Origin of the sequence: Ningiella algicola, assembly GCF_028401415.2 — a bacterium.
Taxonomy (GTDB): Bacteria; Pseudomonadota; Gammaproteobacteria; order Enterobacterales; family Alteromonadaceae; genus Glaciecola.
This window is the reverse complement of record NZ_CP171821.2, coordinates 4310654-4332837: the sequence shown is the minus strand read 5'-3', so window position 1 is coordinate 4332837 and position 22184 is coordinate 4310654. Positions and strand designations below refer to the sequence as shown.

Sequence of the window (22184 nt, the reverse complement as noted above, 5' to 3'; positions counted from 1 at the left end):
TATGAAAGTGCCCGGACGATCTATTGTGACACAAAAAGCTCGCGTGACTTCAATGGTTTATCTCCAATAATCGGCAACAGCGCTTGACGACAAATGTACTTGGCTACTTTACGGGCACTTTGAGTGTAATGGCGCTGCTCAATATCAAGGATATCTTTACCGCTAAGCGCATAGCGTTGGGTCGGTGGACACCTTACAAAACCCTGCTCAGCAATAAAGCAATAGCTCTGCTGAGGCGCTATTTCCTCTGCGTTGTCGGCGCAGGTGGTAAAGTCTGGGAGGTAGCCCAAATCCTGTAACAACACGAATTCAAAATTGCGTAGTACCACTTCCACGTGCTCTGTTGGACTATCTACATCAAGTTCAGCTAGTTGCAGCAAACTTTGCTGATACTGCTCAAACAATATGCTCATCGGCTCAGTCTCTGGTATGGCTCGCATCAGCAATTCATTCAAATACATGGCACTGTACGTACCTAAACCCTGCAAACGAATCGGGCTTTGCACCGCCTCAAGTAAGCCCAGGTTTTTGAGCTGACTTCTTCCGCTTATTTCAAACATCAATAGCTGAAGTGGCTGAAGCAAACTTTTACGATCTGATTTACCCGCTCCGCGCGCACCTTTCGCTACCACTGCGATGCGGCCATACTGGCGAGTAAAAAAGTCTACAATCACACTGGTTTCGCGATACGCTCGTCGATGGATCACAAAGCCCGTCGCCTGAAGCCTACTCATGCAGGACTCAAATCCTGCACCAGAAGTTGCACGCTCACCTGACCGCGATATTCGTTTATGTCCAGGCGATAAGCCAAGTGTACACGCATGATGTGATTATTTGGCCATAGCGAAGTATCCACGTTAAACGCAATTGCATCGAACAGTTGACCTTGTTTTTGCACCACCATTTTTAAGTGCTTCTGGCCAACAATTCGATGTTCAATTAAGCTAAATTCATCGTCAAACAGAGGCTCTTCGAAGTGCTGCCCCCATGGAATTTTTAGCTTGAACAAACTCGCAGTATCTATGTCTATGTTTTCCGCAGGTAGCTGACCATCGGACAACAAGACCTGTGCATTGGGCAATGCGGCGGAAACACGCGCCACCTCATTCTCAAACGCAGTAATGAACTGTGCTAAATTCGCTTTGGAAAGTGACAATCCCGCGGCCATAGCGTGCCCGCCGAACTTAGCGATTAATTCTGGGAATTGTCGATGTATCGCCTCAAACACATCACGAATGTGGACGCCAGCAATTGAGCGCGCAGACCCTTTGAGCATACTCTCAGATTCATTTGCAAAAGCGACTGTTGGTGTGTTGTACTTTTCTTTTATACGTCCGGCAACAATGCCCACTACACCTTGGTGAAAACTCTCATCATATAAAACAATGCCTGCTGGCGTATCAGGCTCCGATTCCGCTGAGCTTGAAAGACTCACTTTGCTTAAGGCCGCTTCAGCCAATTCCTGCATCTCACTTTCAATGCTTCGTCGCTGTCGATTTAGCTCGTCAAGTTGAGCAGCAAAGCGTTGTGCCTCATAGCTATCTTCACACAGTAAACAATGGATGCCCACTGACATATCTTCAAGTCGACCCGCAGCGTTTAATCGCGGTCCAAGTACAAAGCCCATGTCAGACGAGGCGAGTCGTGAAGCTTCCCGATTAGCTACCTGTAATAGCGCCAAAATCCCGGGACGCGTTTTTTTAGCACGTATCCGCTGTAGGCCCTGATGCACCAAAATGCGATTATTCTTATCTAAAGGCACTACATCAGCTACAGTACCCAGCGCCACTATGTCTAAATACTGGGCAAGGTTGGGCACAGGTAAACCTTTTGCCTCAAAATAGCCGTTTTGAAGCAAATGTGTTTTTACCGCTGACATTAAGTAAAACGCAACACCGACGCCTGCCAGGTTTTTAGACGCGAACTTACAGCCAGGTTGATTGGGATTCACAATGGCGTCAGCATTAGGCAAATGCTCGCCCGCTAGGTGATGGTCTGTCACTACAACCTTGATGTTTTTCGCCTTCGCCGCTGCCACGCCGTGCAAGCTTGAAATACCATTATCAACGGTAACAATAAGCTCAGCGCCTTGATTCGCCGCCATATCGACCACAGGCTCAGTCAGACCGTAACCAAAATCAAAGCGATTGGGCACAATAAATTGCGTTTTTTCGGGCGCATGACCAAAGTCTTTGAGACATAACATACAAAGCGCAGTGCTTGTCGCACCGTCTGCGTCGAAATCACCGACAATGCAGATTGTTTGCTGCTTGACAATTGCTTCAGTTATTACGGCAGTTGCAATGTCGATATCTTTTAAGTCTTGATAATGAAGTAGGTCTGAAGCTTTGGTAGAAATGTCGCCGATATTGTCCAACCCACGCTGGCGCAGAATCTTATCAAAAATCGGAGGAAGAGATTTATCCAACACAATTTCAGTGCGGGCATGTCTGCGTTTTATTCTATTTTTTAATAACACATTATCTGCCATATTAAATGACCACAACTAAGGCAGAGAATACCGTAACAAGCGCTTTGAATCACTATGAATCTCTCATTCAAGCCGCACAAAGATATACAGCATTATTGACCTGCCAAAACACTTCACTGTTTTAGCTTTTGCTGCATCTGTTCAATTGGCATGTAATCAAAGTCAAAACCAAAATGCCTTGGCCCTATGAGCTCTATACCCTTTTGCGTTCGCCATTGCGCTGGTGCAGGAACCGCAATAAGCGTTACGCGCTCGCCTACCACATATCCGCCATATCCAACGCCTAACGTAGACTCACCTGTTGTTGGATCGAGGTTGTAAATATAGTCAGGTGCCATCGCGCTCAACTCCCCATCAAGCCAGCCAACAATGTTCTCGTTCTTGACAAACAATTTATAACTGCGACCTTGGAAATCCCCTGTACCCTCAAACTCAGCTTCCACCCAGTTAAAACCACGATCGCCTCTTTCTTGCGACTTCATCACATTGCCTTCAAAGAGTTTGAATGCGCCAGCAACGTCTATCAGCGCAGCAATGGGATCTCTTCCTTTTTCTCTGGCTTCGCGAACTGTTCTACCATATAACTCCGCCTCAGACAGGTTGCCCGGCAAGATACCTTTGGCGAGCTGACTTCCCGACATTGGCGTCATGCTTATCCAGGCATCACCCGCACTTGCCACAGCAATCGCTCTTGCTATATCTTCTACACGGTATTCATCCACCGCGCGTGTAATAACGATTTCATCTCCCCATGGGCTGATAATTGCAGTAGGCACCGAAGCAATACCGTTGATCCATGGGATAGACTGTTGCACTTCTGGTACTGCACGACCTGTAATGCCGCCATCGAGAGTGGGAATACCCATTTCTGCACCTAACAGTAGCGCTGTGGCAGTCGCACCAGCTGCTTCAGACCGGACTAGGGCAGCAATTCTCTGATTGCTGTATTTGCTAAACAACTGCACGACGCGCTTATGCGGATCATCGATAAGGGCCAACTCTTGCTTGTCGGTTCTATCAATTACATATTGCCAAGGTCCGCCACCGCCAATTCCCTGAACGGCAATAACCATCTCATCGCTTGCCACATTCTCAGGTGCAATGGTGCGAAATACCTTTCCCTCAGAGAGGGCTTTTTTTACATCAGCAATTGACTGAGACGGATCACAGTTGCGCGTTGATTGGATACAAGAACCAACCAGAATATCAATCAAATTTTGTTCATTGAGTATGCGTAAGGGAGCTTCGGAAGTTGGCTTTAGTGCGCAAGATTGAAGTAAGCAGCCGAGTACAAAAACTACTAACATTTTTAATGTTTCATCACTGTATGATGTTTGGATTTTTAGTAACATGCCGCTCGCTCCGAAATCTTAATCTTAATTCGTAAGAATACCCCATGTAATATGATGATTCATCATCGTGAATAAGTTTAAAGCATGACAACTCAGCATAAACCAGCAGTCTGAACAGTGGTCAATGCGCATTCGTTTTTTGTATATATTTTAAGCACTTACGGCTATATCATCGTCAGATATCTTTACATCAGAATAATTGCAGATATGGCCTTTGAGCGAAAACCTTTGATAATACGAGGTTTTCTTGTTAAGGCATGTTTATTGCTCGCTCGGTCGTGTAAAAAATCTTCGACACATATTCAGCCGGATTTAAAGCTCAAAAGGAATCGATTTATGAAGTACGTTTCTCACACGGTAAGTGTTGCGCTTGCCGCGTTATTGTCACTTTCTACCGTCTCACTATCGTCTGTCGCAAAACCCATTTATACTATTGAGAACTTAGGCACCATTGGTGCGCCTGAAAGCAGCTCATCTGCACTTGCACTTAACGAATCAGGTCAAGTGGTTGGCTCTTACACTGACGCAGACGGTAACACTGTTGCTTTCTTATGGGACGCAATCAACGGCATGCAAAGTCTTGGTACATTAGGTGGAGACTTTTCAACAGCTCGAGATATTAATAACCACGGACAAATCGTTGGCACATCTGGAACAGGTGTAGACAACCAAAACTCCGGATTTGTTTATGACAGTGGCGTGATGAGCCAAGTTATCGATTTAACATCGTCTGTGGATGGCGGTATAAAAAGCTCCGACGCATATGGAATTAACGATTATGGCCAAATTCTGGGGAGTTATTCTGAAGCTGTATTCAATGAAGAGGATGAGTCCTTTGATAAAGTGGCAGGTGAGACCTTTTTAAAAAGCGGTGAAGAGCTTGAGCTAAGTGGCCGCCTTCCTGGCAATGAATCCGGCGCTTCAAGCGTGTTTATCGCAGGCACCAATGCTTTAAACGAGAATGGCGACTACACTGGCCTCGCATTCGGCACTAGTCAATCGGAAGATGGCGGCGCGAGCGGCGTTTTTGTTAAAAACCGAGGCGAAGACATTATGGGTCTAGGAACGCTTGGCGGAAGGGTTGCTTTCGGCTTTGATATTAATGATAGGGGCACCATAGTAGGGAGAAGCCGATTAGAAAATCCTGAAGATGGCTACCACGCTTTTGTTTACAACGAAGCAAGCGGAATGACTGACATGAACGACCTATTTGGGTTTAATACAAGCAACCTGCGAAATATTAACAATAACAATATGGCCGTTGGATGGGGGAGTGCTAATTTCGGCATCAGCGAAGATGAACCGACTTTTTCACCCTTTTTGTTTGACCTTGATACCAATGAATTGTTTTTACTTAATGACTTATTAAGCGCAGACAGTGACTTTATGTCATTAGACTTTGCATACTCCATTAACGAGAATAATGATATTGTCGGTTACGGTACCACCAAAGCAGGGTTTCAGCGCGCATTTTTGATGAGCTTTCAAGCAAGTGAAGTATCCGCACCTTCAACAATCGCTCTGATGGCCGGCACTCTGCTGCTACTCGGAGCAAGACGCAAGTCAAAGCTAAAGTCGTAATCCTCAAACAAACACCCAAAGCCGCTTGTTTAAGCGGCTTTCACCATGAAAACTGATTCAATAAGTATCGTTGTACTGCGGGCGTTTTTCCTTTTGCATTGAACACCTCTTTTATGAGTGTGATGCTACCATTTAAAAGGTATACGGCTTTACTCTGCCACTATAACTGCAAATAAAATACTAGTAGTAAAACGTATTCGTCCCCTATATTTTTTAGTGATACTGAAGAAGTTATCTCAAGAAATGCAAAAAATTGAATTAATTTATATTGAATACTAGCTTTTTCATATAAAGTTATATACGTCACGAATACAGGGATTAATTCACTCAAAAACAGGGACTCTTATGTCTATATCAATTAGAAAACTGCTTCTATCTTTGAACTGGTCTAAAATGATCGCTTACGACGCAATAGCGAAATGCGGGAATAAATATCGCGCTAACATAGGCGCAGAAGAGCAAATATGCGATTCAATCAAACACAACTCGAACGCAGATTGTAGAGAATTCTTCGGGTAACACTGAATGAAAGCTAAGATATTAGCATCGGCTTTTGCAATCGGGTTAGCATTTTTATTCGTATATAACTTTCATGTAAGCAGCTCTGATGAAGTAAGTTCGTGGCTGGTAGCCGAGCCCGAGCTTACTGAGTTGACTGGCTCTCGTGACACAACTGATCAACCAAAGATATTGACTTGCGATGATAGATTGGTGATTGACGATAGCATTTCTAATCAAATTTCCCAGTTGATATTGCAAAGTACGCGAAACAGAATTAATAGTGGTGCTGATCTTCGCTTGTTAACACTAGCACTGGGAGAGCTAAAACTCCCAGTCAGCAAGATCGTATCATCCGCATTATCGGCATTATCAGTGAGCGGGGATTTTTCATTTGAGGATGCTGGTTATAGCAATGTTTATGATGCTGTTTCTGACGATAAACGTGAGCAGCTCATTGATTACATCCAAAGAAATGACTTAAATAATTTGTTCGGTTTGCTATCATCCAGCGAGTTTGATCAGACTTACTTTACGGTGCAAAACGGACAAGTATTTACTAACGTTACAAAATACGGTCTTGCCTTATCATTTCTAAAGCAGGATGTTGACGAGTTTGATGCTCAGTATGCTCTTGAAACTCTCAGTTTGCATGGAATATTTCCTACAACGTTGGATATTGCAAGTGCTATGGTTTGGGGATTTAGTGTTTCTGAAATTGACTACCTGAACACTGAGCTCAAAGAATCTAGTTTTTTGAAGACTGGTCCAATTCCATTAGGCGCCGAATTTGGTAATGTTACCCTACTTTCATTGAGTATAAGGCTTGAAAGACTTGACCTTTTGGAGTACTGGTTGTCAGATAATATTGTTCAATTGGGCCAAAATGCTGACGAAATATTGGGTGCATTACTTAGTGACGACAGCGAATTTTCATCGAAAGCTCTGTTATTATTGTTGCAACATCGTGTCAATCCAATTTCCGTCAACATATCAAATAAACTTAGCTTGTCATCTATTATTTCTGAAGAATATAGCGAGTTAGAATCCTCCTTCACCTATAATTTTGAGAAATTGTCTCCCGAAACAAAGCTGGATGTTAAAAGTTTGTCGATAGAGATGCTGGCTGAAGTGACCTCGTTACTTTCAGTAAATAATGTTAATTCCTCTCCCATGTGTGAACGTTTATTTACTTTAGGATACCTATATTCAACAGATTGGACGAAGGACAGGGAATCGGAATCGAACATCACAGAGGAGGGTGAATTTCTAGCTAGTCTAAGAACTCCAGAAAGTAAGTTCATTCCAAATTCAATGGATGAAAAAAATGTAGATAATGAAATTGTATTTTCAGAAGATAGTGACATTGATGCTTTTAAAATTCCTTATGAGATCAACACTGAAGCGAGGCGACTTATTGCCGACGGAAAGAACAGCGAGCTAGCCTCATTATTAACTGATAAGTATGGCTTGACGCGAGAAGAGAGCGCCTTTTACAGAATGTATCTGGCCAGTATGGCCAACGATGGAAAAGAATTCGTTTCTCTACTATCTGAAGTCGGCGAAGCAGTTCCCACAAACATATATCAAAGAGCGATTTTATTCGATAATCCAATAAAGGTACTCTCGGCTATGAATGAGCTAGGCCTGAATTTGGATAGGAAGTATCACTCAAATAGTACTAATTTATTAGTATCTTTTGCGGTAGAAGGAAACTTCGAAGCATTTGAGTATTTAACAATGCAAGGTAATTCGCTAAGACCAAGTGAACACCATTTGGATGCGATTGACGCGGCCATTTATCAGTTCGTCGAAAAAGACAATTCGAAATTTTTGGAAGTTACGTTAGAACAAGGACTTACTCCTAGAGGTTCAAATTTCACACTTATTGACCAATTAAAAGCGTCTGACCGCGAGAAATACGATGAGCTTATTAATAAATTTCCACAATTAGGTAATGATTAGATGGTTGAATTTTGTTCACACGTCAATTGCTCTATATCATCACAACGACAGACATTTTCATAAAAACTGCTGAAAACGCGGTGTGGTAATGTAATGCCTTGCTAACTGTTCGTATCAAGGTGCTGGTGCACGATTTTTGTTGAATCTGATAAAAGGATTCTTAATTAAATGTCGTTATCTGAATAATCGATAGTCCATACCTACATTCCCAGTCTTACTATTGGTTGGTCTCAATATATAACGTGTTCGACCATGCACCTTTTTAGCGTCGTCTCCTAGATGCAGATTACCGTATCCATGTTAGCGATGGAACTAGCTGTAATAGGTACATCGTCAGTTAAACATTTTGCCTGAACCATTGATTTTTCTCGAAACCACTATACTTTGCTTACTACGCGGCGGTGTGTTTATAGTTGAGAATCAATACCCTAAAACCTTACGAAACAAGTAAATAGCACTAACGATCTTATTCGCTCGCTCAAAATCCATTTAAAGGAGTGTCAGCAAAATATCTATCTTTGTTAGCTTGGGACCACGGTATCCAGTGAACAATGCTTGGCGCCCAGCAGAAAATATGTAACTGGATATTAGCTTTACTATTTTAAACAATAGTGAAACCTTTAAAATATTCAAACCACTGCTACGACACACAAATATTCCCGTCTATATATTGTTCCATCTAACGCTTTTAAATAGATGAGTTTATTGATTAACCGCTAAATTCTCGCCTGCCACGTCGCTTAAATGCGCCGCTGGTTTAAAGGACTTGGCATCTGCTTCAGCAACATCCAGCTCATAATAATCAGGTACGTCTGCGGTATTGAAGCCTCCTGTTTTCATCAGTGGGAAAATTTGATCGTAACGTTTGACTCGCGATTGACTGATTCGCCTAAAAATGTGGGTGCGATTCAGTTCGCTTGGGTGCCTGACGCCAGCAGAAGACATAATATCTACCGCTGCGTGAACGGTTTTTTTCTGAAACTGATAGACACGCATGGCTTTATCTTCCGGCACCAAGCCTTTCGCGAGCTTTTCATCCTGAGTGGCAACGCCTGTGGGGCAGCGGTTGGTATTGCAGCTTAGCGACTGCACACAACCAAGGGCTAGCATCATACCGCGAGCGCTATTACAAAGGTCTGCGCCAAGCGCTAAGTTTTTCACCAAATGAAAACCAGAAATAATTTTGCCGCTGGCGATAATTTTGATTTGATCTCGCACCCCAAAACCGGTTAAAGCGTCATCGACGAAGGCAAGCGCTTCACGCAAGGGCGCCCCGATTGAATTGGAGTATTCCAAAGGTGCGGCACCTGTCCCACCTTCCCCGCCATCTACCGTAATAAAATCGGGACCATTATCTAGCTCGCGCATGGCTTTGCAAATAGCTAAAAATTCACTTTTACGACCCACAGAAAGTTTAAAGCCTATCGGCTTGCCGCCAGAAAGCTCGCGTAAATGCATGATAAACTCAACCAATTCAATTGGCGAGGTAAAAGCCGTATGAAATGGTGGCGAATCAACTTGCGTACCTGGTTCAACACCTCTTATTTCTGCAATCTCTATAGTGTTCTTCGATGCAGGCAAAATTCCGCCATGTCCGGGCTTTGCGCCTTGTGAAAGCTTAATTTCAATCATTTTCACTTGTGGTGAGACAGCGGCTTTAGCGAAAGTATCTGGGCAAAACTTGCCATCTTTTGTTCTACAACCGAAATAACCGGTTCCAATTTGCCAGACTAGGTCGCCGCCATGCTCTTTATGGTAGGGGCTAATACCGCCCTCCCCCGTATTGTGATAAAACTCACCTTTTGCTGCACCAGCGTTGAGTGCTAACAACGCATTTTTACTCAGCGAACCAAAACTCATTGCGGAGATATTGAGCAGGCTCGCGCTATAGGGCATTTTGCAGTGCTTCGAACCTATAGTGATTCTCGGCTTACAATCGATATCGTTTACATTCAGCGCAGAAATAGAATGACCAATCCACTCATAGCCAGTTTTATATGTATCCACCTGTGTGCCAAAGGGCACCGTATCTCGCGTATTTTTTGAACGCTGGTAGACAATGGTTCTGAACATACGGCTGATGGGCGTACCCGACGTTTCAGGCTCAATCAAATATTGCTGAATGAAGGGCCTTATTTCTTCCATAAACCAGCGACCTCGCGCAAGTGCCGGAAAATTTCGCCAAAGAGCATGTTTAGTCTGAGACATGTCATGTAAAACGAGCGCTAGCAAAGGTAAGGTGAAGAGCAATAACCAAACTAATCCATGGAAAAAAATAGCGCCAAAAACTGTCAAAACATTCAGTCCAATCACAAAGGCTAATATTGTTGAGGCCATGCCGAGTCGTCTCCTTCGAGTTTGACGTTATTCGTAATATGAAAGTAGAACGTAGGAGCAATAAGAAACAAAGCATCGTTATAAATCAAATGCTGTGCTTTTCATTATACTTTAGTGTGGTTCATTAAAGGTCATAAGTACAATAACGCCTGTGTGATCAGGTAAATTATTGATGCTTAAGCTACCACCATGAAAACGCACAATCATATTCGCAATGTATAGCCCTAAGCCCAAATGCGAGGAAGATTCAGTCGTATTGGCGCGCACCGATACCATGGAATCTAAGAGCTGTTGTTTCATATCTTTGGGAAGAAGCTTACCGCGATTGCTAATAGATACTTCCAACTTATTGCTCTTTTCAAATACTCGGATATTGATGCTTTGCCCAGCCTCACTAAAATCCGTCGCGTTACTTAAGACCTTATCCAGCATTTGCGCAAAAAGCTCATCAGAGCCGTTTAGTCGAGCATCAGGCAGCTCGTTTTCCAGTGAAAAGACATGGTCACGATAGGTCATGCGATAACCTTCAACGCAGCCGTTTAATACCTCCGCCAAGACAAAGCTTTCTTTCTCAGAGCGCGCAATGGCTTCTTCCAACCGGGTTGCTTCGCTCATGCTGTTGAGAATTTTACTCAAACGTGAAATGCCATTTTTTGCGCGCTGCACATAAACTTTCCGCTCGTCTTCATCGCTCTCCAGCATCAAATTATCTAGCGATGAGTTCACGATCGCCACAGGCGTTCGAAGCTCGTGCGAGAGGCGTGAAGCCATGTTCTCTAAATAATGGTTGTACTGAGATAGCTTGCCAAGCACCTGATGAAAGCTGCGCGTGAGATCGCCAATTTCATCAGCAGAGTTTGAGCTTGGCACCTGGGCGACGATTTTGCCATTTGCGTCAATGGCCTTTTCAGTATTGTCGCGCAAACTTCTGATTCGGTTTGAAATGCGAGAGGCTATCAATAGCAAAGACACAATCGCCAGCAGCATTATCCCTAAGATAAAATGAAACTGTTTTTCCAGCGCTTGATTACGCAGCGTGCGGATCCCATTCGTCGTTTGCTCAACAACCACTGCCCCCATCACCTCACCGTCAATAAAAATAGGGTGAGCTGCAGACAAAATCACTGCCTTATTATCTGGGCTTAATCGCCACAGCGTATCTGGACTGCCGCCAAGGGCGCTAGCAATATCTTTGCCCCCTAGCGAAAATGCACCTGCAAGCTCATCAACAAACTCATTGGGTGGGCGAGTCAATATTTGATAGTACAAAGGTAACAACAACTTTGACTCTAATTGTTCCCAAATACCTGATACAAAGCTTTTCTTATCAGGCGCTTGTTGAACGGTGGCTTCTACGCCGCCTGAATTTTGTATATCGCCCGAACGCGCCAGCACACGCATATGCTTATCTACCACCCAAACGCGAGCATTAGAATACTTTAAGCCAGATACAATGCGCTCAATCTCGGGAGAAGGCACAAGCACTGTACCCAAATCTTCTGATTTTGACGGATTAGCCGTGCCCATAATATAAGCAATTTTTCGCGTTTGCTCATCATCTACATCAGCAATCGCAAAGGCAATACTGCTGCCTAACATATCTAAAGGAAAGCGAAGCTCCAGCTGATATCCATTTGAGGTCTCACGCCATTGACCTTGAATGCGCGTTTCTAAACCAACAGGTGAGTAAGTTTGTGAGCTTCTTTGGGAGTCAATATCATTGAGCTTAAATGCATTCACCCAGCCGGGTTCAAACGGAGCAATCAGATAGCGGGAGAACTCACCACTTTCATTCACCAGAGCAATTTGCACAAAATCGTTGCGATCAATCCGAAGGGCATTAGATGGGCGATATAATAAGGTGTCGTCTCGCACATCAAACATGGCATATAAGTAATCATCAAATTGACCCACCATATGCCTGAATGAAAGTGAATCACTGCGATAGACCTGCGACTGATCGATAAGATTTTCAACGCCATATTCAATGCTTAAGTCTTGATAGTCTTGCCAGTCTGTGAGGCGTCCATCAAGTTGAATGGGATAGTCAATCTTATGCGCATACAAATCGCGTCCTGGGCGCACATCGGCTAAAAATGCGGATTGATTGTCAAACAACGCCGGACGTTCGTGCAAAGCGGTCGCTACTGCTCGCGCGGTGCCTACAAGTGTCTGCTCTTGTCCAATACGTAGGTAAGTTTCAAGCTCCCATACAAACTGGTAGCCCAAATAAGGAATAGCGAGTAAAAATGAAGAAAATAGCAAGAGCTTGGCTCGAAGGCCCAAACCCCAATGCCTGAATCGTCCTTTTAGCATGCAGACTTCCAGCGATATCCCATTCCGTAAACGGTTTCGATGCAATCAAACGTCGAATCTAGTGACATAAACTTTTTTCGAATGCGTTTAACGTGAGACGTAATAGTGGTGTCATCTACCACCATCTTTGACTCTTCCATTAGTTGCTGACGGCTTTTTACATGCCCTGAATACTTAGCAATCGCATGCAACATCCAAAATTCAGTCACGGTGAGCTCCACTTCTTGCTCTTTCCAAAACACGGTCATTCGATTTTTGTCCATGCGCAAATCACCGTTTTGAACCACGGCATCACTGCTACTATCAATCGGCATCCCAATCAGGTCGTTACGCCGAAACAAGGCTGCGATTCGGGCGAGCAGGTGCGGCAAACTAATATCTTTGGTTAAATAATCATCCGCTCCCATTCTAAGACCACATATGGTATCTACATCGTTATCGCGGGCCGTAAAAAATATTATTGGCAACGTTTTTGATAGCGCTCGCAACTGCTGGCAGATAGCAAACCCTCCGTCAATTTCATCTTGTAAACCGATATCGATAATCGCTAAATCGGGCAATGCTTGCGCAAAAGCCTTTTCTGCCTCAGGCCGGTTTGCGTAAGCGCTTACCTGATAACCTTGTTTACTTAAGGCAGCAATATAGTTTTCACGCAGCGCTAAGTCATCTTCAATCAGCGCAATCTGTTTTGGCATAAAGTGCAATCTTCTGGTCTGTGGCGGTATTGCGCTCAACTATAACCACTTTATGTCCATTTCAAAACTTCCAGAAGGCAATTTCCATTTTTTCGCCACAATTGATCAGCGCATTGCCATTTTTACTGCCAAAAACCGTCACTTTTATGCCTTGTAATGAACATCAACAACGCATAAGCAATTTATTTACGACCATCAAAAAGGAAAAACAATGAAAAAACTCATGTTAGCAACCGCACTTGGCTTCGCACTTAGTCATGGCAGTTTTAATGCTCAAGCAAACGACACGACGCCACCTGAAGGTTCACAGCCGCACAGCAGTAGCCATACTCCATACACTTTAGATGCAGAACACCCAAACAAAACCAGCAATGATTTGATTGGTTTCGGCTCAGGCGCATTGGCAGGTGCGTTAGTGGGCGGGCCTATTGGCGGTGTTGTTGGGGGGCTTTTAGGCATTTTCGTCGCAAATGACATTAATCGCGAACATGAGCTCCAAAGCCATGAAGTGGCATTAGCTGAGGTTAACCAAGACCTGTGGCAACAACATCAAGCATTCGCAGCACTTAAAACCGAATATGGTGCGCTCGAACAGTCGCAAATGCTCCAATTGGCCAATGTGGATGACTCAATGACAAGCGAATGGCTAAAAAACATTCCTGAAATTGTATCAAACATTCAGTTTAAAACGGCCTCATTCTTAATCGAAGATGAGTATAAAGCTCAGCTTAACTCAGTGGCGAGCATGCTCACGCAGTATCCAAACTTACGAGTACACATTTCTGGATATGCAGATATGCGCGGCGACAGTCAATACAACCGCATCCTCTCTGAGCAGCGCGCAACAGCGGTCAAACGCTTCCTTATCAAGCAGCGCGTTTCGCCTGAGCAAATTTTGACGCATGGACAAGGCGAGCTTGCAGCCAATACGCTTGGTAATGCTAGCGACGTTGAAGCGCTCTTTTTCGACCGCAAAGCAACCATCAAGCTGATCACTGAGCAAGGTGTGCTCTCGGCCTCAGCCAATACGCCAACAGATACTGAGAACTAAAGGCATATTCACGTAAATCAGTAGCTAGTCGCACCAAAAGCTGAGGCTAGCTGCCGCCGGATAAAACATATGTTCTAAGTATTCATAAGCGCATAACGCGCGTGTTCAAAAAAAGCCGAGCCATCACCTGACACAAAAAGGGAATTCCTCATGAATGCCATTCATAAACTGCTTGTGGTCATTGCAACCATAGGTGTCATTAGTCTTATTAGCAATATGTCAAAACACAGCGCAAGCATGGAGAGAGTAGTAGATGCTGTTGAAGATGCAATAACCACTACAAATAGTGAAATTGACCGAAGCAATGAGTCTAATATTAACGCTTTGATTAATTTTGGAAGCCACTCCAACACCCAATACGTGACCAATATTTACGAGGCAGACACCGGGAGCTTTTACCTTAGCCATCCTGATGAGGGCACGCCATCTAAAGGCTATGAAAAGCTCGGTGAAATAGAGAGTCATTTTCAAGTACAGGTACAGGGCAATATTGTACGCACCCGAGTCCATCAGATTTTTTATAACGCCAGTAATACATGGCGCCAGGGTGTGTACGTATTTCCGCTACCTCAAAATGCCACGGTCGACAGTTTAACGATGCATATAGGCGAGCGCGCGATTAAAGGGGAAATCAAGGAAAAACAAGCTGCCCAAGCGATGTTTGATCAGGCTAAAAAGCAAGGAAAAAGCGCATCTATAGTGCAGCAAATTCGACCTAACATGTTCGTAAATAAGGTAGCCAATATAGCTCCTGGGAACAGCATTAGCGTTGACATTGAATATCAGCAAATAATTAATATTGAACAGGGAAAATATGCCCTTCGCATACCCACTGCCATCACACCGCGCTACACACCTGCCAAGAAGCCAATAGTCGAAACGGAGCAAGCGCCCTTATCGTCATCCATGCCATCGCCTTTGTCTTCGAAAGGCATGACCGAATTAGAAGCAAACACCAATCAAGATAGTGAACAAAAGGGCTCAGCGCAGACTCCCTATCGAAAACTTAAAATTGATACCATTATAGATATGGGCACGCCACTTAAGGGTATTCATGCAGGTCATCCGCAATATACCGTTGAAGTTTCAGAGCTTGGAAATCATCAATACAGCGTAAGCTTTAATCAAGATGACGCAGCTCAGAAAAATGATTTTGTACTGCATTGGGAGCTAGCAGAATCGGATGCACCAAAAGCCGTACATACCACACAATTCATCGGTGAATATCAATATGGTTTGGTGCAGATTATACCGACTCAAAGCCAAATATCTGGGGGTAGCATCACGCCCCGTGAATTGACGCTCATTCTCGATACGTCAGGCTCAATGGTGGGTGACGCTATTGAGCAAGCAAAAATGTCAATTAGCTGGGCAATTGAAAGTCTAGGAGAGCACGACCGATTCAATATTATTGAGTTTAACAGTCGAGCCAAATCGCTATTTGAAGGGGCACAACTCGCTTCAACACAAAACAAAGCGAAAGCCCTGCGATTTGTTCGCGCCTTGCAAGCAAGCGGCGGCACCGAAATGCGCGAGGCACTTGAGCTTGCTTTATCCTTAGAATACGAAGCGCCTATCGACGAAGGTAAGCATGCCTTACAACAAATGATTTTCATCACCGACGGCGCAGTGTCCAATGAAGCTGAGCTACTGTCGATGATAAACAATAAGCTGAATAATATACGCCTGTTCACAGTTGGCATTGGCAGCGCACCCAACACCTATTTTATGAGTGAAGCCGCCATTGCAGGCAGAGGCAGCTATACCCTCATCGGTGATGTAAGCCAAGTTGAAGAAAATATGAGTGCATTATTAAGCAAAATCCAGCAAGCTGCGCTAAGTGATATCGAACTTACATTTTCAAGTACCGTGGATGAATTTGAAATGTATCCGCCTATTGTGCCTGACGTGTATGGCAAAGAAGCAATCAACCTAGTCTATCGATTTAGACCCAATGCAAAGCAGGCATCAACATCAGCGCTGAATATCAGTGGCACGTGGCATAGCCAAGACAAAAACGACAAGTACTCTCCTGTTTTATGGCAAAGCATACTTCCCGCTCGCGAGATTGATAATGGACAAAGCAATATAGTGGGTAAGAGCGCACTAGCCAAACACTGGGCTTATTCAAAAATTAGACAATTGAGCCGAAATTTAAACCTTAGCCCAGCTTCGGGTGAAGATTATATGCGCTTACAAAACTACACGAAAAGTGAAATCACGCGCATCGCGCTAAGTCATGAAATAGTGAGTAAACACACCAGTCTAATCGCAATAGATGACCAGATAACACGCCCCTCCGAAGAATATTTAAGCATGCTAAACAAACAAAGCGAACATCTTCAAAGCTTGCGTACACAAAAGTGGCAGGCGGCCGGGGTTAGCCTTCCGCAAACCGATGCAGGCACATATGCCTATATTATGTGGGGAGCGCTTATATGTGCTCTAAGTGGCTTTGCTTTAATGTTACTTGGCCGCAGCGCTAGCTAACTGGTTAACAAGGAGTATTCAGTTTATGCAAGCAATGGCACAAAGCATGACCCGTCCTAGCTTTTTTCGGCGATGCCGTTGGCTGTTAATGATCGCTTTCCTATTGGGTATGGGCATCCTCGCTAATGGTATGTACACTCACGCAAAAGCCCTACTTGCTCAATATTTAATGGAAGTCGCTTTTGAAGAAGGACGCAAACAGGGTCATGCGGCACGCCCATGGTCGTGGTCAGATGCCCGGGTCACTGCACGCATACATTTGGGCGAGCAGTCTCATTATGTATTTGACGATCATGCGGCTCGAAACTTAGCGTTTGGACCGGGATTGATGAGCATGAGCGACCTTTTGGGGAGTGGCGGACACTCGGTAGTCGTTGCCCATCGCGATACACATTTTTCCAATCTTGACCGCCTAAATACTGGAGATCAAATTATGGTCGAACACTTAAGTGGCACTAAGTCCTTTACGGTAATCGAGGTGGGAGTGATTTCAGCGCACGATATGAGCGTGTTAGAACTTGATGAACAAGCGCTGGATGGCGCCTCAGCCCTGACACTAATTTCTTGCTATCCCTTCAATACCGTTAAGGCGGACCCCTCACTGCGTTACGCAGTGAGGGCAATTTCGAGTCGTTAATAAATCAAGGAATTTAGAAAGGGCTTAACCCGCTGCGGCTTGAAGCGCAAGCTCCAGGCTTTTTGCAGGCTGGTACCCTGGCACTACCGAGCCGTCTGGCAAAATAATATTCGGCGTACCGTTTACACCAATTTGTTTACCAAAGTTATACTGTTCTGCCACTTCATTTGCACAGCTCGCGCTTGCAACGTTCTCACCTGCTTTGGCTTTCGTAATGGCGTCTTGCGGGTCTTCGGCGCACCAAATAGAGACAGCATCCGTGTATACGCCGCTATTAATACCAGCCCGCGGGAAGGCTAAATAGCGAACGGTAATGCCAAGGTCGTTTAACTGATCCATTTCATTGTGTAGTTTTCTGCAATAGCCACAAGTTGCATCAGTGAAAACGTTGACAACATATTTTTCGTTCTCGGCTTTAAACTCGATCGCAGAATCTTTGAATTTTTCGATACCGTCTAACCGCATTTGCTTGAGCGAGTTTTCAGTTACATCAACAATTTCATTCTGGACATCATAAACACGCGCCTGTAAAAAGTACTGGCCGTCTTCACTGACATAAAACAAACCTCTGTCAGTGTATATTTCGAGTAAGCCTGGCACTTGAGAATCGGCAATAGTATCAATACGCAGCTGCAATTTTGCGCCCAGTTCTGAGGCCATAGTATCTTTTTGCTCAGCGGTCATGTTGCCGGCGTGATCGTCAGCAAAGCTTGCCGATGATACAAATAAGGCGGTGAGCGCTAACAAGGCAAACATTCCATAAACCATCTTTTGTGAGAATGAATTCGCGGAGGGTCGAGCTTTTACATAATTTGTCATTTACAACTTCCAATGATAGACACATTCACCCGTGTAGACCGGCAATGTGCAAAAATAATTTCAATTAATTGCTTTTTTAAGGCCAAGCAAATAAACAAAGCAAGATTAATACCTAAAAAAGTATACGCAAAAAGACGATATTTTGATGAAAAAGTTTCATGTTTTCCGTTTATTTCTAGTAAGTGCCAGCAATAACGAAGATTTACCCTCGCGGATGATGCTCTTGAACAAGCGACTGTAAGCGCTCTTTGGCAACATGAGTGTAAATTTGCGTGGTCGATAAGTCACTGTGCCCAAGAAGCATTTGCACAACTCTCAAGTCGGCGCCATGATTAAGTAAGTGAGTGGCAAAAGCATGGCGCATGGTATGCGGCGAAAGATGAGTATTGATGCCCGCAACTTTCGCATAATGCTTGATGCGGTGCCAAAACGTTTGGCGCGTCATGGTAAGCCCGCGCTTACTAGGAAACACGGTATTGCTAGGCTTGGTCATAAGTTGCGCGCGAGCTTCTTTTAAATAAGTCTTTATCCAGTGCGTGGCGTGTTCACCCATCGGCACCAAACGCTCTTTACCCCCTTTACCCGTTACCCGGATAACGCCTTGCAACATACCAATTTCATGCATCTGCAGATTGACCAACTCACTTACTCGCATGCCCGTTGCATATAATAACTCAAGCATCGCTTTGTCACGAAGCTGGACCGCATCGCTAAGGTCAGGCGCATCAAGCAGGGCCTCAACTTGTGCCTCAGACAGCGTCCCTGGTAAATAACTGGGTAATTTAGGGTTACTGACATGGTCAATAGGGTTTTTGTTACACGCTTTGAGGCTGATTTGATACCGATAAAAAGCTCTTGCGCTTGACAAAAAACGCGCGGTAGAGCGCTGCGACAGTTTTTTTGTCAATCGATGAGCCAAGTAATCACTGACCTGAAATGACTCGACATTCAACATATCGTCCACGCGTTCATCCTGCAAAAAAAGCGCGAACTTGCTAAGGTCCGTGCGATACGCGTTAACCGTATTTTGGCTCAAACCCTTTTCTAGCCAAAGCATATCGACAAAAGCTTCAATTAACTGTGCATTTTGTGCGTTGAGCACAGACGAAAGTTTTACTTTTTCATCCTTGCGTGATTTGTTGCTCGCTGTCACCATTAGCCTTAAATAAATGTAAAAAAATGAAGCGCCTTATGCCACCACTTGCAAGTGAAATTGCTCAGGCAATCCTAACTGGCTTTAATCGCCACTATCACACTTTTTTGTACTTCACTCAAGGTGCAAGGGAACGTTTTGAAAACGCCGATTATAAAGCTGTACAAGAAAGCTCGGCACTGAGAATTCAATCTTATGATGCCAAAGTGAATGAGGCGGTTACGCTGTTAAAAAACCGCTTCGGCTTGAAAACGCTGGATGAGAATATTTGGCATTGGGTGAAAGACGCCTATCAATTGCTACTTAAAAACCATAAGCAGCCTGAGCTTGCCGAAAGCTTTTTTAACTCCCTTTTCTGTCGCATGTTTGACCGGCGCTATTACTTAAATGAAAACATTTTTGTTAAAACCCATATCGACCCTGGTCGATTTGAAAGGCACACTGAAGCCAAGCATTATACAATGGCAGATAGTGCGAGCCATAACCATGAAGTATTAGCGCAACTTCTAGAGGATTTACCCTTACGCTTAACCATCGCCCGTGACGCGCATCTTTTCGATAAAATTTTGTCAGGGCTCTATGAGCAAATTGAAAACCTATCCTTAAGTGGCGCAACAGTTTCAGTGCTCTCGCCGCTATTTTACCGCAATAAGGCAGCATATGCAGTTGGCAGGCTCACGACTGAGAACGGAAACGCCTTCCCATTTGTGCTGCCCATTTTGAATGATGAGAAGGGCTATTTATTTGTCGATACCGTTGTAGCCAATGAGCAAGATACCGCAATAACCTTTGGTTTTGCGCGAGCTTATTTTATGGTCGACACTGAACATCCGGGCGCCATTGTACACTTTCTAAAGTCCATTCTGCCGTCAAAAACCGCTTCAGAACTCTACACCTGCATAGGCCTGCAAAAACATGGTAAAACACTGTTTTATAGAGATTTCTTAGAACATCTATCGGCAACTGATGACGACTTTATCGTCGCACCCGGCATCAAAGGTATGGTGATGGCGGTGTTCACACTCCCAAGCTACCCTTTTGTGTTCAAGTTGATAAAAGACAAATTTGCACCACAAAAAGAGATGACGCATGCCACTGTGAGAGAAAAGTACCAGTTGATTAAACAGCACGACCGTGTCGGTCGTATGGCAGACACGCTCGAATTTTCGTGGGCAGCTTTTCCAAAGTTTCGCTTTAGCCCTGAATTAATTGAAGAGTTGCAAAACACGGTGTCTAGCCAACTGCGATTTGAGGGAGACATGTTATTACTTAAACACGTCTACATTGAACGACGGATGATCCCTCTTAACCTTTATCTGGATAACGCCGAAACCGAGCAGCAGTCGATTGATGCCATCAACGAATACGGTTTAGCTATAAAACAAATTGCAGCCGCGAACATTTTCCCTGGCGACATGTTATTCAAAAACTTTGGTGTCACTCGACACGGGAGAGTCATATTTTACGATTATGATGAAATTTGTTATCTAACAGAATGCAATTTTAGGCGCATTCCACCGCCGCGCTATCCTGAGGATGAAATGGCCAGCGAGCCATGGTACTCAGTCGCGCCTAATGATATTTTCCCGGAGGAGTTTGCCTCATTTTTATTATGCGACCCACTTACCCGCAAACACTTTAAGCAGCTGCACCCAGAGCTTCTTGATGCTGATTATTGGAAATCGAAACAAGATAATATCAAGCACGGTGTATTTGAAGATGTCTTCCCCTATTCACAGAGTAGGCGGTTTAACATTCATCAAAATAGTTAAGCAAAATGCAGCGAACAAGGCGAACAGTGCACTCAAATTCCCCGTTTTTCTTTGATGAGTTCATAAGCTGACTGTATTTCCTGAGTGCGTTTGTTAGCTAGCTCAATGGCTTCTTTAGGTAAACCTTTCGCTGCAAGTTTGTCAGGGTGATGGGCAGACATTAACTTTTTATAGGCTCGCTTTATTTGCTTATCGTCATCACTGGTGGAAGCGCCAAGTATCTTATAAGCGTCCTCTAAAGCCGTTTGACTGGAGTAAGTTTGACTGTATCCTTGTCCATTGGAGCCTGCACCCGATGCATGTTGCTGATGGAAACCACCTCCTCGGCGAAAGCGCTGCGCTGCCTCAAATGTGGCAATCAAATACTGTAGGTCTTGGGCACTAAAACCCAAACTAGAGGCAACTGTTTGTAAAACCCGCGCTTCAGACTGACTAATTCGACCATCGGCGCAAGCAGCAGCAATCAGTATTTCTAGAAATACCTGCAAAATATCTCGTCTCGAGTGCACATGTTGCTTGAAGGTTCTTAGCATCTCTGGCAATGGAAAGTCTTTTGCTTTCCCCTCTCTAAATGCTTGTTGAGCTTCTTTTCGAACCTCCCCTCGCAACTGCATATCGTCCATGAGCCTGGTTGCCACGCGTATTTCTTGCTCAGTCACTTGACCATCTGCTTTGCAAATGTGGCCAAGTGCTGAAAATAATGCATGAAAGAATGTTGCTTGCTTTTCGATACCGTCTTTGGATGAAAAGAAGCGCGCGAAGCCGCCTTGTCGATTAAAGTCACGCGCATAATTGATGTCGAACAAATGACCAACAATAAGGCCTAAGATAGCGCCCGGCAGCTTTAACACTGCCATACCTATGAGTACGCCAATTATTTTTCCCCAGTACGACTTTGTGTTATTCGACATAATCTATTTCAAATGCTTCGTGGTGCTTAAGTTTGTGATGTATTTTAGAGCCTTTGGCAAAAAAAAGACGACAAATCGCAATATTTATTTATTTTTGACAGTTTCACCTTGGGTTT

15 protein-coding genes are annotated in these 22184 nt (G+C 44.2%); 6 read left to right on the top strand and 9 right to left on the bottom strand.

Annotation, left to right across the window (positions count from 1 at the left end):
- Window positions 1–20: 20 nt before the first annotated feature.
- From recO to PN836_RS18870, 3 genes are all read right to left on the bottom strand, one after another.
- On the bottom strand, window positions 21–734 hold the full coding sequence (gene recO / locus PN836_RS18880; protein ID WP_395341343.1) for a DNA repair protein RecO: 714 nt from the start codon (window positions 732–734) through the stop codon (window positions 21–23).
- Complete coding sequence (gene recJ, locus PN836_RS18875) at window positions 731–2491, bottom strand: single-stranded-DNA-specific exonuclease RecJ (protein WP_395341341.1); 1761 nt, start codon at window positions 2489–2491, stop codon at window positions 731–733. The genes recO and recJ overlap by 4 nt, the downstream gene beginning before the upstream one ends.
- Before the next feature lie 113 nt (window positions 2492–2604).
- Window positions 2605–3798: a DUF917 domain-containing protein gene (locus tag PN836_RS18870; protein ID WP_395341339.1), complete on the bottom strand. Its 1194-nt coding sequence runs from the start codon at window positions 3796–3798 to the stop codon at window positions 2605–2607.
- 381 nt (window positions 3799–4179) lie between these two features.
- Here PN836_RS18870 and PN836_RS18865 point away from each other — a divergent pair, with 381 nt between their 5' ends.
- Both PN836_RS18865 and PN836_RS18860 read left to right on the top strand, forming a co-directional pair.
- Complete coding sequence (locus PN836_RS18865; RefSeq protein ID WP_395341338.1) at window positions 4180–5424, top strand: DUF3466 family protein; 1245 nt, start codon at window positions 4180–4182, stop codon at window positions 5422–5424.
- Window positions 5425–5949: 525 nt separating this feature from the next.
- A complete protein-coding gene (locus PN836_RS18860) occupies window positions 5950–7887 on the top strand; it encodes a hypothetical protein (protein WP_395341336.1) in 1938 nt (645 codons plus the stop codon).
- Window positions 7888–8589: 702 nt separating this feature from the next.
- Here the strand turns inward: PN836_RS18860 and PN836_RS18855 are convergent.
- From PN836_RS18855 to pdsR, 3 genes are all read right to left on the bottom strand, one after another.
- Window positions 8590–10224, bottom strand: a complete 1635-nt coding sequence (locus PN836_RS18855; RefSeq protein ID WP_395341334.1) for an FMN-binding glutamate synthase family protein — start codon at window positions 10222–10224, stop codon at window positions 8590–8592.
- A gap of 111 nt (window positions 10225–10335) precedes the next feature.
- Window positions 10336–12540, bottom strand: coding sequence for a proteobacterial dedicated sortase system histidine kinase (gene pdsS / locus PN836_RS18850; protein WP_395341331.1), 2205 nt, complete (start codon window positions 12538–12540; stop codon window positions 10336–10338).
- Window positions 12534–13235: a proteobacterial dedicated sortase system response regulator gene (gene pdsR / locus PN836_RS18845; RefSeq protein WP_395341329.1), complete on the bottom strand. Its 702-nt coding sequence runs from the start codon at window positions 13233–13235 to the stop codon at window positions 12534–12536. Before pdsR ends, pdsS begins: the two co-directional genes overlap by 7 nt.
- Before the next feature lie 211 nt (window positions 13236–13446).
- On the opposite strand from pdsR, the gene pdsO reads away from it, so the two are divergent.
- The 3 genes from pdsO to PN836_RS18830 all read left to right on the top strand — a co-directional run bounded on the left by pdsO (window position 13447) and on the right by PN836_RS18830 (window position 17413).
- Window positions 13447–14286, top strand: a complete 840-nt coding sequence (pdsO, locus tag PN836_RS18840; protein ID WP_395341327.1) for a sortase-associated OmpA-like protein PdsO — start codon at window positions 13447–13449, stop codon at window positions 14284–14286.
- A 150-nt stretch (window positions 14287–14436) separates the two neighbouring features.
- Complete coding sequence (locus tag PN836_RS18835; protein ID WP_395341325.1) at window positions 14437–16776, top strand: marine proteobacterial sortase target protein; 2340 nt, start codon at window positions 14437–14439, stop codon at window positions 16774–16776.
- Between the two features lie 25 nt (window positions 16777–16801).
- Complete coding sequence (locus PN836_RS18830; RefSeq protein WP_395341323.1) at window positions 16802–17413, top strand: sortase; 612 nt, start codon at window positions 16802–16804, stop codon at window positions 17411–17413.
- Window positions 17414–17437: 24 nt separating this feature from the next.
- Here PN836_RS18830 and dsbC read toward each other — a convergent pair whose 3' ends face one another.
- Both dsbC and xerD read right to left on the bottom strand, forming a co-directional pair.
- Window positions 17438–18232: a bifunctional protein-disulfide isomerase/oxidoreductase DsbC gene (dsbC, locus tag PN836_RS18825; RefSeq protein WP_395341320.1), complete on the bottom strand. Its 795-nt coding sequence runs from the start codon at window positions 18230–18232 to the stop codon at window positions 17438–17440.
- Window positions 18233–18434: 202 nt separating this feature from the next.
- Entirely contained in the window at window positions 18435–19388 is a 954-nt protein-coding gene (gene xerD / locus PN836_RS18820) for a site-specific tyrosine recombinase XerD (protein ID WP_415926380.1), read from the bottom strand.
- 35 nt (window positions 19389–19423) lie between these two features.
- On the opposite strand from xerD, the gene aceK reads away from it, so the two are divergent.
- Window positions 19424–21157, top strand: a complete 1734-nt coding sequence (gene aceK / locus PN836_RS18815) for a bifunctional isocitrate dehydrogenase kinase/phosphatase (RefSeq protein ID WP_395341317.1) — start codon at window positions 19424–19426, stop codon at window positions 21155–21157.
- A gap of 32 nt (window positions 21158–21189) precedes the next feature.
- On the opposite strand, the gene djlA is transcribed toward aceK, so the two are convergent.
- Entirely contained in the window at window positions 21190–22068 is an 879-nt protein-coding gene (gene djlA / locus PN836_RS18810; protein WP_395341315.1) for a co-chaperone DjlA, read from the bottom strand.
- Window positions 22069–22184 lie beyond the last annotated feature (116 nt).

Excerpts from the sequence above, each read along its gene's own strand:
- recO (WP_395341343.1), bottom strand. The coding sequence starts at position 734 with ATGAGTAGGCTTCAGGCGACGGGCTTTGTGATCCATCGACGAGCGTAT.
- djlA (WP_395341315.1), bottom strand. The coding sequence starts at position 22,068 with ATGTCGAATAACACAAAGTCGTACTGGGGAAAAATAATTGGCGTACTC.
- PN836_RS18865 (WP_395341338.1), top strand. The coding sequence starts at position 4,180 with ATGAAGTACGTTTCTCACACGGTAAGTGTTGCGCTTGCCGCGTTATTG.
- PN836_RS18855 (WP_395341334.1), bottom strand. The coding sequence starts at position 10,224 with ATGGCCTCAACAATATTAGCCTTTGTGATTGGACTGAATGTTTTGACA.
- recJ (WP_395341341.1), bottom strand. The coding sequence starts at position 2,491 with ATGGCAGATAATGTGTTATTAAAAAATAGAATAAAACGCAGACATGCC.
- pdsR (WP_395341329.1), bottom strand. The coding sequence starts at position 13,235 with ATGCCAAAACAGATTGCGCTGATTGAAGATGACTTAGCGCTGCGTGAA.
- pdsS (WP_395341331.1), bottom strand. The coding sequence starts at position 12,540 with ATGCTAAAAGGACGATTCAGGCATTGGGGTTTGGGCCTTCGAGCCAAG.
- PN836_RS18830 (WP_395341323.1), top strand. The coding sequence starts at position 16,802 with ATGCAAGCAATGGCACAAAGCATGACCCGTCCTAGCTTTTTTCGGCGA.
- pdsO (WP_395341327.1), top strand. The coding sequence starts at position 13,447 with ATGAAAAAACTCATGTTAGCAACCGCACTTGGCTTCGCACTTAGTCAT.
- PN836_RS18870 (WP_395341339.1), bottom strand. The coding sequence starts at position 3,798 with ATGTTAGTAGTTTTTGTACTCGGCTGCTTACTTCAATCTTGCGCACTA.
- PN836_RS18835 (WP_395341325.1), top strand. The coding sequence starts at position 14,437 with ATGAATGCCATTCATAAACTGCTTGTGGTCATTGCAACCATAGGTGTC.
- dsbC (WP_395341320.1), bottom strand. The coding sequence starts at position 18,232 with ATGACAAATTATGTAAAAGCTCGACCCTCCGCGAATTCATTCTCACAA.
- xerD (WP_415926380.1), bottom strand. The coding sequence starts at position 19,388 with ATGGTGACAGCGAGCAACAAATCACGCAAGGATGAAAAAGTAAAACTT.
- PN836_RS18860 (WP_395341336.1), top strand. The coding sequence starts at position 5,950 with ATGAAAGCTAAGATATTAGCATCGGCTTTTGCAATCGGGTTAGCATTT.
- aceK (WP_395341317.1), top strand. The coding sequence starts at position 19,424 with ATGCCACCACTTGCAAGTGAAATTGCTCAGGCAATCCTAACTGGCTTT.